The 15362-nt window shown below is 36.1% G+C and carries 10 protein-coding genes, 2 tRNA genes and 1 pseudogene; 3 read left to right on the top strand and 10 right to left on the bottom strand.

What is annotated here, in order from left to right:
* Positions 1-48: 48 nt before the first annotated feature.
* From ACUSJC_RS16470 to ACUSJC_RS16425, 10 genes and pseudogenes are all read right to left on the bottom strand, one after another.
* A tRNA-Val gene (locus tag ACUSJC_RS16470) sits at positions 49-108 on the bottom strand.
* Between the two features lie 39 nt (positions 109-147).
* Positions 148-357, bottom strand: a pseudogene (locus tag ACUSJC_RS16465) (GIY-YIG nuclease family protein); the annotation flags it as partial.
* A gap of 58 nt (positions 358-415) precedes the next feature.
* Positions 416-490: transfer RNA gene (locus tag ACUSJC_RS16460), tRNA-Val, on the bottom strand.
* 93 nt (positions 491-583) lie between these two features.
* The gene (locus ACUSJC_RS16455; protein WP_449270658.1) at positions 584-1798 is read right to left on the bottom strand and encodes a bifunctional folylpolyglutamate synthase/dihydrofolate synthase; all 1215 of its coding nucleotides are present in this window, start codon (positions 1796-1798) and stop codon (positions 584-586) included.
* A 191-nt stretch (positions 1799-1989) separates the two neighbouring features.
* Positions 1990-2793, bottom strand: a complete 804-nt coding sequence (locus ACUSJC_RS16450; RefSeq protein ID WP_449270657.1) for an energy transducer TonB — start codon at positions 2791-2793, stop codon at positions 1990-1992.
* A gap of 139 nt (positions 2794-2932) precedes the next feature.
* Positions 2933-3328, bottom strand: a complete 396-nt coding sequence (locus ACUSJC_RS16445) for an ExbD/TolR family protein (RefSeq protein WP_449270656.1) — start codon at positions 3326-3328, stop codon at positions 2933-2935.
* Positions 3329-3351: 23 nt separating this feature from the next.
* On the bottom strand, positions 3352-4059 hold the full coding sequence (locus ACUSJC_RS16440) for a MotA/TolQ/ExbB proton channel family protein (protein ID WP_449270655.1): 708 nt from the start codon (positions 4057-4059) through the stop codon (positions 3352-3354).
* Positions 4060-4104: 45 nt separating this feature from the next.
* Positions 4105-5469, bottom strand: coding sequence for a sodium:proton antiporter NhaD (gene nhaD, locus ACUSJC_RS16435; protein WP_449270654.1), 1365 nt, complete (start codon positions 5467-5469; stop codon positions 4105-4107).
* 10 nt (positions 5470-5479) lie between these two features.
* Positions 5480-6706 carry a Glu/Leu/Phe/Val dehydrogenase dimerization domain-containing protein gene (locus tag ACUSJC_RS16430; protein ID WP_449270653.1) on the bottom strand — a complete coding sequence of 409 codons (1227 nt, stop codon included), beginning with the start codon at positions 6704-6706 and terminating at the stop codon, positions 5480-5482.
* Positions 6707-6795: 89 nt separating this feature from the next.
* Entirely contained in the window at positions 6796-7875 is a 1080-nt protein-coding gene (locus ACUSJC_RS16425) for an anhydro-N-acetylmuramic acid kinase (protein ID WP_449270652.1), read from the bottom strand.
* Between the two features lie 96 nt (positions 7876-7971).
* Between ACUSJC_RS16425 and ACUSJC_RS16420 the strand changes: the two genes are divergently transcribed.
* The 3 genes from ACUSJC_RS16420 (at position 7972) to ACUSJC_RS16410 (ending at position 15218) form a co-directional block, all read left to right on the top strand.
* Positions 7972-9111, top strand: a complete 1140-nt coding sequence (locus ACUSJC_RS16420; RefSeq protein ID WP_449270651.1) for an acyl-CoA dehydrogenase — start codon at positions 7972-7974, stop codon at positions 9109-9111.
* A gap of 228 nt (positions 9112-9339) precedes the next feature.
* Positions 9340-13821, top strand: a complete 4482-nt coding sequence (gene gltB, locus ACUSJC_RS16415; protein WP_449270650.1) for a glutamate synthase large subunit — start codon at positions 9340-9342, stop codon at positions 13819-13821.
* Positions 13822-13832: 11 nt separating this feature from the next.
* Positions 13833-15218: a glutamate synthase subunit beta gene (locus ACUSJC_RS16410; protein WP_449270649.1), complete on the top strand. Its 1386-nt coding sequence runs from the start codon at positions 13833-13835 to the stop codon at positions 15216-15218.
* Positions 15219-15362: the final 144 nt, after the last annotated feature.

The raw sequence follows: 15362 nt of genomic DNA, 5'->3' as shown, positions 1-15362 counted from the left end.
GCAAATAAAAAAATCCCACATTTCTGTAGGATTTAAATTTGTGAGCGATGAGGGGTTCGAACCCCCGACCCCCTCGGTGTAAACGAGGTGCTCTGAACCAGCTGAGCTATTTTTTTGTTGAATTAAATCTTGAATTTTAGTTTTACTTTTCCATTTTTTAATTTCTTTTTCTCTCAGAATAGCTTCTCTTTGTAAAACAAACTCTTCCTTGTAAACTAATGTCCAATCATTAGTTAATCCTGTAAAACCTTTACTTTTTTGATTATGACGAGTAATGCGTTCCGTTATATTGGCTGTGTAACCAATATAAAATTTGTCTTTAGTAAGACTGTGAAGAATATAAACGAAATACGGCATGTCTCTTTGATTTAGGCAAATAAAAAAAATCCTGTATTTCTACAGGATTTAATTTTTGTGGGCGATGAGGGGTTCGAACCCCCGACCCCCTCGGTGTAAACGAGGTGCTCTGAACCAGCTGAGCTAATCGCCCTTTTTGCTTCACTTTACTGTTGTTATCAGTTCCGTATTGCGAGTGCAAATATACACTCATTATTTATATTTGCAAGCGTTTTTCTGAAAAAAATTATAAAATTTCTGCAACAACAAATGTACTTCCGCCTACAAAAACCATATCTTTCTCATTTGCAGAATGTAATGCCTTTTCGTATCCTTCAGCAACTGAATTAAATTTTTCACCATTCAATCCTAATTTTGCTGCTTTTTCTTTTAATTCACCGGCATCAAGTCCTCTTTCTATGTTTGGACACACAAAATAATATTGTGCTTCGGTAGGGAATAAAGGTAAGACCTCTTTTAAATCTTTATCTTTTACAAAACCTAAGACAATATGTAATTTATCATATGTTTGCTCTTTGATCTGTTCAATAACATAGCGAAGTCCATCTTTATTATGTCCTGTATCGCAAATAACCAAAGGATGTTTGTGTAATATTTGCCATCTACCTTGCAAACCTGTATTTTGTACCACATGTTTCAGTCCGTCTATGATAGCTTGTTTGGGGATTGTAAAATATTTTTGAAGAATTGAAATTGCCGTTAAAACCGTTTTGATATTTTTTTCCTGATAATTCCCTTTTAAATCGGAATCATAATGCGGAAACTGTTTGTCTTCCACATAGTGGATTTCTGCTAATTTTTCTTCCGCTCTTTGTTCAAAAACGGGTTGCGTCTTAGGTTTTCGTTCTCCAATAACTACCGGAGTTCTACTTTTGATAATTCCCGCTTTTTCGTAAGCAATTTGTTCTAAGGTATCTCCTAAATATTGCTTATGATCCATACTTATATTAGTAATAATAGATAATAAAGGATCAATGTGATTTGTAGAATCCAAACGTCCACCCATACCGGCTTCAATAATCGCAATATCTACTTTTTCATGCGCAAAATAATCAAAAGCTAAAGCTGTTGTCATTTCAAAAAAACTGAACTTATATTGTTCTAGAAATTCCTTGTGTTTAGCTACAAAATCGGTAACATATTCTTTACTAATTTTTTTACCGTTTATCTTAATGCGTTCTCTATAATCTTTGAGATGTGGAGAAGTGTACAAACCTACTTTAAAACCCGCCTCTTGAAAGATAGAAGCCAACATAGATGATGTTGAACCTTTTCCGTTTGTACCCGCAATATGTATGGATTTAAAATATTTTTGTGGACTATTCAAATGATTGCATAATAAATGTATGCCTTTCATATCTGGTTTATAAGCAGCAGCACCTCTGTTTTGAAACATAGGCAATTGCTTGAATAACCATTCTGTAGTTTCTGTATAATTCATTTGGAGCGAAACTTTTAGGTTTAAAAAAATCGTAATTACCAAAGTTACGTTTTTTCTTTGGGAATACAAAGTTACGGCAAGTCTCTCTAAAATTGTTCTAATATATTTGCTAAAAAAGTATAGCAAAAATAAAACCATCTATACAAAACTGCATAGATGGTTTTTATTATATAATTGTCTTCGTTAAAAAATTATTCGCCTAAGCTAAAATTAACCACTACAAAACCAATTTGTGTTTCAGGGGCTTTAGAATCGGGTTGCCATTTAAAGCTTTTTGCAGTTTCTAAAGCAGGATTTACCAAACAAGGATTGGTATTTGTAGTTCCTTGAGTTCGTTCTGCTTTGATAACCGTTCCACTACGGTTTACCCAAACTTTTACTACCACTCTACCTTCTTCGTTACAATCTTGAACTTTCTTATTGTTTCCGGCTAATTTTCTTCCGGCTAACCCCCAACCTGTTCCATTTCCTGAACCATTACCAGAACCGTTTCCGTAAAAACTATTGGAATAGATACTTCCGTTTGGATCGCCTTTATCGCCTGGTAAACCATCGTTTCCGTGACCGCCTGTTGCTTGACCGTCAGATTTAGGTCCGTTTAGCAAAGCATCTAAAGCATTTGATGTTTCTTTAGAAGGCTTAGGTGTTTCTACTTTTTTAGGAGTAGTTTCTTTAGGCTTCTCTGTTTTTGGTTTTGTATCGTTTTTTTTAGGTTCAACAGCTACCGGAGAATCGTCGTCTTGCGTTAACACTTCTTCGTTTTGTGACGGTTGCGGTTCGCTAACTGCTGTTTGTGGCGCACTTTTGATAGGCTCGGTAGGTTGGATTTCTCCTTGACCTACATCGCTAGTACCAAAGTTTATGGCAATACCGTTTTCGGGTGGTGGATCCATGTAAGACAATCCTAAAAATGTAATCAACAGAAAAAGAATCACGAAGATTACACTTGTGATGACAAAGGATTTTTTTTCTTCTTCTGTTTCTAAGAATTTCATTTTTTTCTACTTTGTTTTCTTTAAAAACGTTTACCCTAGCCCTGATGGAAGCGGCATCCTTTTTGTTTGACATCTCGACTCCGCTCGAGATGTCAAACAAAAAGATACAGCGAACAGCAGGAAATAGCTCCTAAAAATTTTATTTAGGACTTACTGCCACAACCATTTTAATTTGGTTGCGATAGGCAATGTCCATTACATACACTACTTTTTCATGTGGCACCGATTTTTCGGCACGTAAAACGATAGCTTTATTGTCGTTTCCTTCTAAAAGAGAAAGCAATTGATTTTCCAACTGACTTTCGTCTACTTTATCTTTATCGATATAAAAATTTAAATCTTTATCTATGCTTACTGATAAGCTTTTGTTGCTATCTGTTTTCCCTTTTCCTTTTGGCAGCACCAAATCAAGTGCATTGGTTGTTACCATAGTCGAAGTCAGCATGAAAAATATAAGTAGCAAGAACACAATATCTGTCATGGATGACATATTGAATTCGGTAGATACTTTATTTTTGTTTTTTCCTATTTTCATGTGTTTCGATTTTGCTACTTAACTTATATCGGTTCGTTTAACAAATCAAGGAATTCAACAGCGTTAGCTTCCATTTGATTTACTACTTTATTGGTACGAACTACCAAGTGATTGTAACCAATGTAAGCCACAATACCTACGATAAGTCCAACAACAGTAGTGGTCATTGCGGTATAAATACCTTCGGCTAAAGCACCTACTTCAATTTGACCGCCACCGCTAGCCATTTTGTGGAAAGCAAGAATCATACCTAAAACGGTTCCTAAAAAACCAATCATAGGTCCGGCTCCGGAAATTGTAGCCAACATACTCGTGTTTTTTTCTAGCTTGTACAACTCTAAGGCACCGGCATTTTCGATAGCGGTATTGATATCTTCAAGTGGTTTTCCGATACGCGAAATTCCTTTTTCGATTAATCGTGCTACAGGAGAATTGGTTTGAGCGCAAAGCATTTTGGCTGCATCAATTTTACCGGATGTAATATTCATTTTGATGTTGTTCATAAAATTAGCATCAATTTTACTTGCCTTATTAATTGCCATAAGACGTTCAAAATATAGATACAAGGCAAAAAACAACAAGATAAATAATACCAACATGATGGCTTGCCCACCAATTCCTCCACTGGAAATTAATTCCCAAATGGATAATGTTTTTTCAACCGGTTGTTGATCATCAGTTAAAATCTCACTTGCAACAGCTAAACTATCAGCTTGAAGAAAAATACTCATATACTCTTACTTTTTTATTCTAACGAAAATTAAAACTAAAAATTGTTAGGGTGCGGCATTTAAAATTAAATCTCTAATAATAAAGAACCCTACAGAACCCGCTAAAAACCCTACTAAAGCTAACCATCCGATTTTTTTCAAATACCAAACGAAATCAATTTTTTCCATTCCCATGGCTACTACACCAGCTGCAGAACCAATAATTAACATACTTCCTCCTGTACCTGCTGCATAAGCAATAAAGTGCCAAGCGGGTTCGTCTGTACCAATTTGAAACATACCGATACTTGCTGCTACTAAAGGAACATTATCAATTACTGCTGAACCGGCACCCAGCAAAAGTACAACTAAATCTGATATCTTCGTAGAATGATGTTCAGTTCCTAAATTTGGAACATTTGCTTCTAATACTCCAGCAAAATCATAAAGCATTCCTAATGATTCTAATGCCGCTACAGCCATTAAAATCCCTAAGAAAAATAAGATACTTGGCATCTCAATTTTTGACAATGATCTGTGTACCGGACTATGATGAACAGCGCCTTCACCCGCAGTTGCATGACCTAAACTAAATTTAGTATTACTCAAGTATTCTGCGATTGCTGCTACAACGGCTAAAGACAACATCATTCCTACATAAGGAGGTAAATGTGTAATTGTTTTAAAAACAGGCACAAATAAAATAGCCCCTAATCCTAAATAGAACATTATAGGTCCATATTTATTTTCGGTTTGTGCATCTTCTACAGTATCATCAGAAACAGTTCCTTTAAAAATTTTCATTCTTGAAGCGATGAAAGTTGGCACTACATAGCACAAAATTGAAGGAATTAAAACATGTTCAATTAATGAAGCTGCCGAAACTTTATTGGCAATCCAAAGCATAGTTGTAGTAACGTCACCTATTGGAGACCAAGCTCCACCAGCATTAGCCGCAATAACAATTAAACCGGCAAACCACAAACGCAATTCTTTATCATTTACAATTTTTTGCAAAATAGTAATCAATACAATAGTTGCGGTAAGGTTGTCAATAATTGCAGATAAAATAAATCCTAAGGTTGTAAATAACCAAAGTAATTTTGTTTTACTTTTTGTTTTAATAAATCCTTTAATTGTTGAAAAACCATCAAAATAATCTACGATTTCTACAATGGTCATTGCTCCCATCAAGAAGAAAAGAATTTCTGCTGTTTTTCCTAAGTGATGCAATAGTGTTCCTTCTAATTCATGATGCTCTTTACCTACACCCGGAATGATTTCAAAAACTTCCATGTGATTTACTGCGATTAAAGCCCACAAAATAGCCATCATTCCTAAAGCAGGAATTAATTTGTCTATTTTAAACGTATGCTCTAATGCAATTCCTAGATAACCGAGAATAAAAACTACTACTAATACTGTTTCCATTGAAATTTATTTATATTAATTGTTTTAAAGCAATCTCAAAAGCTCTGGCACTAATGTTCTTTTTATCGGCATTAGCTTCATATACTTTTTGAATTGCTTTTTGAATTGTATTTGATGTATCGGCAAAAATAGCCTCATCTGTCATTTGTACTTTACGTTCCATGAAATAAGCAAAAACTCTTGCCATACCACAGTTTGCGATAAAATCCGGAATTAAACTTACTTTAGTATCCGTTTCTTCCATAATTGGTCCGAAGAAAATTTCTTTATCGGCAAAAGGAACGTTAGCACCACTTGAAATCACTTCTAAACCAGCACCAATCATTTGGTCTACTTGCGCTTTTTGCACTAATCTTGAAGCCGCACATGGTGCGAAAATCTGAGCTCCTAAAGACCAAATTTTAGCATTGATTTCTTCGAAAGGAATCATATTATCTGCTACTAATTGATTTCCGTTTTTATTCAAGAACATCGCTTTGATTTCGTCAAAAGAAAAACCTTCTTCATTTATCACACCACCGTCTCTATCTATAATTCCAACCACTTTAGCTCCCATATCTGCTAAATAAAAAGCAGCTGCCGAACCTACGTTACCAAATCCTTGTACAATGGCTTTTTTCCCTTTTACATCTCCACCAAATATAGTATAATAATGACGAACTGCTTCTGCGACACCATAACCGGTAATCATATCAGCTACTGTATATTTACGATTAACATCTGGAGAGAAAACAGGATTCTCTATCACTTTTACAACTCCTTGACGCAATTGACCAATTCTATTAATTTTATCTGCTTCTGTAGGCTTAAAATGACCGTTGAAAACACCTTCTTGCGGATGCCAAACTCCACAGTCTTCCGTCATTGGAATTACTTCATGAATTTCATCCACATTTAAATCACCACCTGTTCCGTAATAATTTTTTAATAAAGGTGATACTGCTTTGTACCAACGCTCTAAAACGCCTTTCTTGCGAGGATCATTTGGATCAAAGTTAATTCCTGATTTAGCGCCACCAATTGCAGGCCCTGAAACTGTAAATTTCACTTCCATTGTTTTTGCCAAAGACAAAACTTCATTCATATCTAATCCTTTACGCATACGAGTACCTCCACCGGCAGCTCCTCCACGCAAAGAATTAATCACAGTCCAACCCTCTGCTTCTGTTTCCGGGTCTTTCCAATTAAATACAATTTCTGGCTCTTTATTTTCAAATTTTGTTAATAATTCTTTCATTTTTGTAGTTATGTTTTAAAGTTTGGCAAATATAAGCAAAGAAAAATTGCTTTTCCGAAATATCCCCATGATTTTTAAAACGACACTTTTCACTGATTCTTACCTTTAGGCAACCAAATTTTTCCAGAAGAATGATCATGCAAAGCTCCCGTTACTGAAGCTAAAACATTTACTTCATTTCTTAATTTTAACACTCCTAAAAAAGCAAAAAGTAATGCTTCTTTAAACTGAATAACGTTATCCTCCGGAACAATCCAATTTACCGTAGGTTTATTTTTTTGCAAATTTCGTATTAAAAAAGAATTATAAGCTCCGCCTCCTGTTACCAAAACGTTACTATTTTGACACACATTTTGAGCTATTTGAAAGGCAATATGTTCCGTAAAAGTTCTTAAAACGTCTTGAGCTGTAAGATTATAGCTTTGCAGTATTGGAAACAAAATTTGGTTTACATATTCTTTACCGAGTGATTTAGGATAGGATTCGCTATAAAAAGCCAACTGATTGAGTTCTTTAAACAATTCTTCATTAAAATTTCCGCTTTCTGCTAATTTTCCTTCATCATCATAAGGTAAACCCAATTTTTCAGCATAAAAATTCAAAACGGTATTGACGGCCGAAATATCATAAGCAATTCGCTTCCCTGATTTATTAAAAGAAATATTCGAAAATCCACCTAAATTCAAACAATAATCATAGTCTGAAAAAAGCAATTGATCACCAACAGGAACTAAAGGCGCTCCTTGACCTTTCAATTCAACATCTTGAACTCTAAAATCACAAACCACTGTTTGATTCAAAATTTCAGCAATAATGGAAAGATTCCCAATTTGAAGTGTAAATCCATTTTGGGGTTGGTGCAAAATGGTATGTCCGTGCGAACAAACGGCATCTAAATTCTCGATTTTATATTTTTCAATAAATTCTCGAATAATAGAACCTAATAACAAAGTATATTCTTCATTTATTTTTTCTAATTCCAATTTTGAAAAATCGATAGCCTCGTGGAGTATTTTTACCCATTTTTTTTCATAAGGAATTGTTTCAGATTCAAAAATGGTATACTGCCAATTTTCTCCTTTTTTAATCAAATTAACATAAGCAATATCCACACCATCCAATGATGTTCCAGACATGACTCCCAATACAAAATAGCTTTCTTTCTGCATGGGTTAAAATTACAAATACTTATTGAAAGTCTAATAATTTATGGTTACATTTGGGAACTATTTTTACAAAAAAATCAAACAACTTATTCAAATAATATGGATTTTAAACTTACCGAAGAGCAATCAATGATCCAACAAGCGGCTCGTGATTTTGCTCAAACAGAACTTTTACCGGGAGTTATTGAACGCGATGAGCATTCTATTTTCCCTCACGAACAAGTTAAAAAAATGGCAGAATTAGGATTTTTAGGAATGATGGTAGATCCTAAATATGGAGGAGCCGGTTTAGACAGCATTTCTTATACTTTAGCCATGGAAGAAATTGCTAAAGTTGATGCTTCTGCTGCAGTTATTATGTCGGTAAACAACTCTCTGGTTTGTGCAGGTTTAGAAAAATACGGTTCAGAAGAACAAAAGGTAAAATACCTAACTCCTCTTGCTAAAGGAGAAGTTATCGGAGCTTTCTGTTTGTCAGAGCCGGAAGCAGGTTCAGATGCTACTTCGCAGAGAACTACCGCAATTGACATGGGTGACCATTATTTATTAAACGGAACTAAAAACTGGATTACTAATGGTGGAAATGCTTCAACTTATTTAGTGATTGCTCAAACCGATGCTTCTAAAGGACACAAAGGAATTAACGTTCTTATTGTTGAAAAAGGAATGCCAGGTTTTGAAGTGGGACCAAAAGAAAAGAAAATGGGTATTCGTGGTTCTGACACACATACTTTATTATTTAATGATGTAAAAGTTCCAAAAGAAAACAGAATTGGTGCTGATGGTTTCGGTTTTGCTTTTGCCATGTCTACTTTAAATGGCGGACGTATCGGAATTGCTTCTCAAGCGTTAGGTATTGCACAAGGAGCTTTTGATTTAGCATTAAAATATTCTCAAGAGCGTGTTACTTTTGGAAAACCAATTTTTAATCACCAAGCTATTGCTTTCAAATTAGCAGATATGCACGTGAAAATTACGGCTGCAAGGCTATTAATCCGTAAAGCTGCTGCTGAAAAAGATTTAGGTGAAGATATTGCGCATTCCGGTGCTATGGCAAAATTATATGCTTCTGAAATTGCTTTAGAAGTAGCTAACGAAGCGGTACAAATTCACGGTGGTAATGGTTATGTTAGTGAATACCATGTAGAACGTATGATGCGCGATGCTAAAATTACTCAAATTTACGAAGGAACTTCAGAAATCCAACGAATTGTAATTTCAAGAGGATTAGTAAAATAATCTTTCGCTATAAAATTCAAAAGAGTTCAGTTTTAGCTGAACTCTTTTTTTACATTTTTCACACTCTTTTTTTTAATAAACTCTACTTTTTACAACATTTTGTTATATTTTACCTAATTCTTCACAACACTTTTCTCTATTTGATCTTTTTTTTATAATTTAATAGTTCCGTTTATTACTAACGGAGACTCACAAATTCCTTTTTGTGATGTAAATCAGAATTAAATTATGGAAGATCAAGGTTTATATAGAAGTTCATTCGAACATGATTCGTGCGGAATAGGGTTCATTGCCCAAGTAAAAGGAGAAGCCAATCATCAACTGGTTGCCGACGGAATTACCATGTTGGAAAATATGGAACATCGTGGCGGAACAGGAATCGATTCTTGTTCGGGTGACGGTGCCGGAATTTTAACGCAAGTTCCCGATGAATTTTTCAGAAGTGAATTGATAAAATTAGGCGTGGAATTACCTGAAAGAGGACATTACGGCGTGGGAATGATTTTCTTTCCGAAAGATAAAAAACTACGCGCTCTTTGTCGCGAAACCATCAACGCTATTTTAGAAAACAGAGGTTTTGATTTATTGGGCTACCGAAAAGTTCCCGTAAATAACGAATCTTTAGGAAATGCACCTAAAGAAACCGAACCTGCTATCGAACAACTTTTTGTTTCTCATTCAGAATTCTCTGGCGATTCTCGCGAATTTGAACGTCGTTTGTATGTGCTGCGAAAAGAAATCACGAAAACCATCCACTTGCGATTTAGTCTAACCGATGAAAATTTCTATATCGCTTCATTTTCGTCAAAAACTATTGTATACAAAGGTCAATTGACTACTTTCCAAGTAAAAGAATATTTTTTGGATGTATCCAATCCGTTGTATAAATCGAAAGTTATTTTAATTCACTCCCGATTTTCTACCAATACGTTTCCGAAATGGCATTTGGCACAACCGTTCCGCTTTTTGGCACACAATGGCGAAATCAACACCATTCAGGGAAATGTAAACTGGATGCAATCGTTCCAAAATCATATTGAATCTTCGCATTTTTCTCCCAAAGATATTGCGACTTTAAATCCGGTGGTCAATCATAAAAATTCTGATTCTGCCAATTTAGATAATATGTTAGAATTGCTCTATCAAGCCGGAAGAAGTATGCCGTATAGTATGATGATGTTGATTCCGGAAGCTTGGCAAGAAGATAAAAACATGGACGAAGCCAAACGCAATTTTTACCAATATCACGCTTCGTTAATAGAACCTTGGGATGGTCCGGCTTCCTTGTGTTTTACCAATGGTGATTTTGTAGGCGCTACTTTAGATCGAAACGGTTTACGTCCGTCTCGATTTTGTTTTACCAAAGATGGGCGAATCATCTTATCATCAGAAGCGGGCGCTTTACCCATAGAAGAAGAAAATATCGAACGTAAAGGACGTTTGGAACCTGGGAAAATATTTTTAATCGATTTAAACAAAGAGCGTTTTATTGAAGATGACGAAGTAAAAGCAGAAATCGTCAACCAAAAACCCTATAAAACTTGGATTTCCAATAACGAAATCAGTATTGAACAACTTCCGAAACGCAACAATTCGTATGCAATTGAAAATCCGGAAGACTTGTTTGTAAAACAGAAAATGTTTGGCTTTAGCGAAGAAGATATCGACCGCCATTTAGTGGAAACGATTACATCTGGCAAAGAGCCTATTGGTTCTATGGGATTCGATTCGCCTTTGGCAATCCTTTCTGATAAACCCCAACATCTGAGTAATTATTTCAAACAACATTTTGCGCAAGTCAGCAATCCGCCCATTGATCCGCTTCGCGAACGCATCATGATGTCACTGAACACGAGTATTGGTCGTTCGTTCAATATTTTATCGACAACTCCGGCACATTGTAAACAAATTACTTTTGAACATCCGGTTGTCACAAATGAACAATTAGAAGCTGTTCGCCAAGTTGATCATACCAATTTTAGAAGCAAACAAATCAATGCTGTTTTTGAGGCTGATGGAAAACCGGGAAGATTACGTGAAGCACTTCGAAAAATCTGTAAAGAAGCAGACAAAGCGTTGTTAGACGAAGGAATTAATATTTTAATTATTTCCGATAGAAATTCTAGTGATAAATGGGCGCCAATTCCATCATTATTGGCTGTCGGAACCATTCATCATCATTTAACTCGTAAAAAATTACGCGTCAGAACCGGAATTGCCGTTGAAGCTGGCGATGTTTTAAATTCGCATCATTTCGCCACTTTAATTGGTTACGGAGCTAATGTAGTCAATCCATATATGGCTTTTGCTTCCATTGATGCCTATTGCGAAAAATATCAGAAAGAAGACGAAAAAGCGTATTACTATAAAAATTTCACCAAATCAATCAACGACGGACTGTTGAAGATTTTCTCTAAAATGGGAATTTCAACATTACAATCGTATCACGGTGCCCAAATATTTGAAGCGGTTGGTATTCACAACGAAGTCATTCAATATGCTTTTACAGGAACCGTTTCGCGCATTGAAGGTTTAAACTTTGATGATATTGCGAAAGAAATTCTGCAAAAACATCACTATGCTTATGATTTCAACGAACATTATTTAACAACAGGTGGTTTTTTCCAATGGAATAAAGAAGGTGAAAAGCATTTACTTTCGCCAGAAGTTATTCATTTATTACAACAATCGGCTTGGAAAAATGATTACCAACAATATAAACAATTTGCCGAATTAGTCAATTCAAGCGAAAAAATTTCGCTTCGCAACTTATTAAAATTCAGAAAACGAATCAGCGTTCCATTAGAAGAAGTCGAATCGGTAACTTCCATTTTAAAACGATTTTCAACCGGAGCCATGTCTTTTGGTTCATTGTCGTGGGAAGCACACACTTCCTTAGCGGTTGCCATGAATAGAATTGGTGGAAAATCCAATTCAGGTGAAGGTGGCGAAGATCCTATTCGTTATGAAAAAACAGAAATGCGATCTGCGGTTAAGCAAGTTGCTTCCGGAAGATTTGGTGTAACTATCGAATATTTAACGGAAGCCAACGAAATCCAAATTAAAGTTGCTCAAGGTGCAAAACCAGGCGAAGGCGGACAACTTCCGGGTTATAAAGTAGACGAATGGATTGGAAAAGTGCGTCATTCCACACCAGGTGTGAGTCTGATTTCACCACCACCACATCACGATATTTATTCTATTGAAGATTTAGCCCAACTTATTTATGATTTAAAATCAGCTAATCCTTCGGCGAGAATCAATGTAAAATTGGTTTCCAAAGCGGGCGTAGGAACAATTGCTGCCGGAGTGGTAAAAGCAAAAGCCGAAGCTATTATGATTTCGGGTTATGATGGCGGAACCGGAGCTTCGCCAATTAGTTCTATTCAACATGCAGGTTTACCATGGGAATTAGGTTTGGCAGAAGCCAATCAAACTTTGGTAATGAATGGTTTACGTGATCGTGTCGTTTTACAAACCGATGGTCAATTGCGCACTGCTAAAGATATTGCTATTGCTACGCTTTTAGGTGCCGAAGAATGGAGTATTTCCACTGCTGCTTTGATTACGCAAGGCTGTATTATGATGCGAAAATGCCATACCAATACATGTCCGGTTGGTGTTGCAACCCAAAACAAAACATTGCGCGAATTGTTCAAAGGCAAACCCGAATATGTCATCAATTATTTCATGCATATTGCCACGGAACTTCGCGAAATTATGGCTTCTCTTGGTTTCCGAACCATTAACGAAATGGTTGGTCAAGTAGATGTTTTAAAAGTAGATCCGAATAGCAGCACCATTTGGAAAACCAAAACACTAAACTTAGACGCTCTTTTGTATAAAGCGCACAACACTTATAACATTCCGAATCATATTTTCAGTTGTCAAGCTTTTAATTTGGAAGGAAGTTTAAACCAACGAATTGTAGACGAAATTTTCCCGCGTTTCAAAGGCGAAAACTTCATCGAAAAAAATTACACCATTTTCAATTTAGACCGAAGTGTTGGAACTACCTTATCGCATTACATGGTAAAATATGAAAAGGAAAATCTTGAAAAAACACCGTATATCAAATTGAATTTCATTGGCTCTGCCGGACAAAGTTTTGGTGCTTTTGCACATGCTAATTTGTTCTTAAATTTAATTGGTCAAGCCAACGATTATTTTGGAAAAGGACTTTCGGGCGGTCAGTTGGTCGCTAAAAAAGCGAAAGAAGCAACCTTTTTATCGCGAGAAAATTCCATCGTGGGTAATGTTGCTTTATATGGAGCTACTTCCGGAAATGTTTTTATTAACGGTCGTGCCGGCGAACGCTTTGCAGTTCGTAATTCAGGAGCCGATGTGATTGTGGAAGGCGTTGGTGCACATGGTTGCGAATATATGACCGGAGGAAAAGTGATTGTTTTGGGAACCATTGGTAAAAATTTTGGTGCCGGAATGAGCGGAGGAATTGCATATCTCTTCAAAACCCAAGAAAATTTAGAAGCTATGGTAAATTTCGAAATGCTAGAATTCGATGAAATTACTACTAACGAACATGAATTTCTATTCGATAAAATTCAGGAACACATTCGATTAACCAATAGTACACTTGGGAAAGAAGTTTTAGCCGATTGGAATGTTACCAAACATCACTTTGTGAAATTAATTCCTAGCGAATACAAAAAAATCATTTTGGCAACCCAAACAAAAGTTGCAGAATACTAAATGAAACTGAAATGGACGGATTTTTAAAATATAAAAGAGAATTACCTCAAAAACAAGAAGTTGCAGAAAGAGTAAAACATTTTACCGAATTCACTTCTCCTTTTGACTCGAAAAACGAACAAGAACAATCGGCTCGTTGCATGGATTGCGGTGTTCCGTTTTGCCATTACAAATGTCCGTTGGACAATAATATTTCCGATTTTAACAAAGCGGCTTTCGAAGGTCGTTGGCAAGATGCCTATCATATTTTGTCGAAAACGAATCCTTTTCCCGAATTTACCGGAAGGATTTGTCCGGCTCCATGCGAACAAGGTTGTGTTTTAGGTATTAATAGCGATGCCGTAACTATTGAAGAAATCGAAAAAACGATAATCGAAAAAGCGTTTGAAAACAATTGGATTATCAACGAAAAACCGAAAGAGCGAAACGGAATTAAAATTGCCATCATTGGTTCTGGTCCCGCGGGTTTAGCGGCTGCTTACTATTTAAATTCATATGGTTATAGTGTTGCTGTTTACGAAAAAGATAAAGAATTTGGTGGTTTGTTGACCTACGGAATTCCCGATTTTAAACTGAACAAATCGGTAGTCAAAAGAAGAATCGAGCTGTTAAAAGAAGTCGGAATTGAATTTCATTCCCAAACTGAAATCGGAAAAGACATTCAGCTAACGGAACTCGAACAGCAATTCGATAAAATCATATTTGCTATTGGAGCCCAAAAAGAACGTCAGTATGATATTCCTTTAGAAAATTTCAGCAATGCACATTATGCCATGGAATATTTAACGGAAACCAATAAATTAATTTCTGGCGAAATCAATTCAAAAGAAATCAATGCCAACGGAAAACACGTTGTGGTCATTGGCGGTGGCGATACCGGTTCTGATTGTATTGGAACAGCCAATCGTGAAGGTGCTTTATCTGTTACCGAATTGGATTATCATGAAAAGCCACCTAAAGAACGTTCCGAAAAAACGCCTTGGCCTTTAGATGCTTACCAATATAAAGATTCGACTTCTCACGAAGAAGGCAGCCAACGCATTTTTAAAAATTATGCCACCCAATTCAATGTTGACGAAAACAAAGCGATCGTTTCCATAACCATTAGTGAGGTAACTCTTGGTTTTGACCAAAACGGCAACCGAACCAAAGAAATTGTTGCAAACACTAGCCGAACGATTCCTTGCGATTTGGTTTTAATCGCCATCGGGTTCACGGGTTCTATTGCTATTTCTGGAAACCATATTAATTGGAACAGAGAAAAATTTGCTCGTAAAAATTACAGTACTTCAAATTCTAAATATTTCACTATTGGCGATGCCCGAATTGGCGCTTCGTTAGTAGTAAACGCTATTGCCGATGGTCGAAATTTAGCAGAACACCTCTACCAAACCTAGTAGCACAAGTTCTATCCTTCAAAAGAAGTGCAGTCCCGCTGTGTACACTACAGGGTAGTTCACTTCCATCGGGGCTATATTTTGAGGTAGTTGTCTTTCAAAACATGTTTTCAAAACCGGTATAAAACAAAAAACCCTATCCGC

The sequence above is a fragment of the Flavobacterium sp. U410 genome (assembly GCF_053570605.1).
The sequence above is the reverse complement of the archived record's forward strand: the minus strand, read 5'-3'. Positions and strand labels throughout refer to the sequence as shown.

Bases quoted from the DNA above. Each gene is read 5' to 3' on its own strand.
- ACUSJC_RS16425 (WP_449270652.1), bottom strand. From the start codon at position 7,875: ATGCAGAAAGAAAGCTATTTTGTATTGGGAGTCATGTCTGGAACATCA.
- ACUSJC_RS16450 (WP_449270657.1), bottom strand. From the start codon at position 2,793: ATGAAATTCTTAGAAACAGAAGAAGAAAAAAAATCCTTTGTCATCACA.
- ACUSJC_RS16420 (WP_449270651.1), top strand. From the start codon at position 7,972: ATGGATTTTAAACTTACCGAAGAGCAATCAATGATCCAACAAGCGGCT.
- gltB (WP_449270650.1), top strand. From the start codon at position 9,340: ATGGAAGATCAAGGTTTATATAGAAGTTCATTCGAACATGATTCGTGC.
- ACUSJC_RS16430 (WP_449270653.1), bottom strand. From the start codon at position 6,706: ATGAAAGAATTATTAACAAAATTTGAAAATAAAGAGCCAGAAATTGTA.
- nhaD (WP_449270654.1), bottom strand. From the start codon at position 5,469: ATGGAAACAGTATTAGTAGTAGTTTTTATTCTCGGTTATCTAGGAATT.
- ACUSJC_RS16410 (WP_449270649.1), top strand. From the start codon at position 13,833: ATGGACGGATTTTTAAAATATAAAAGAGAATTACCTCAAAAACAAGAA.
- ACUSJC_RS16440 (WP_449270655.1), bottom strand. From the start codon at position 4,059: ATGAGTATTTTTCTTCAAGCTGATAGTTTAGCTGTTGCAAGTGAGATT.
- ACUSJC_RS16445 (WP_449270656.1), bottom strand. From the start codon at position 3,328: ATGAAAATAGGAAAAAACAAAAATAAAGTATCTACCGAATTCAATATG.
- ACUSJC_RS16455 (WP_449270658.1), bottom strand. From the start codon at position 1,798: ATGAATTATACAGAAACTACAGAATGGTTATTCAAGCAATTGCCTATG.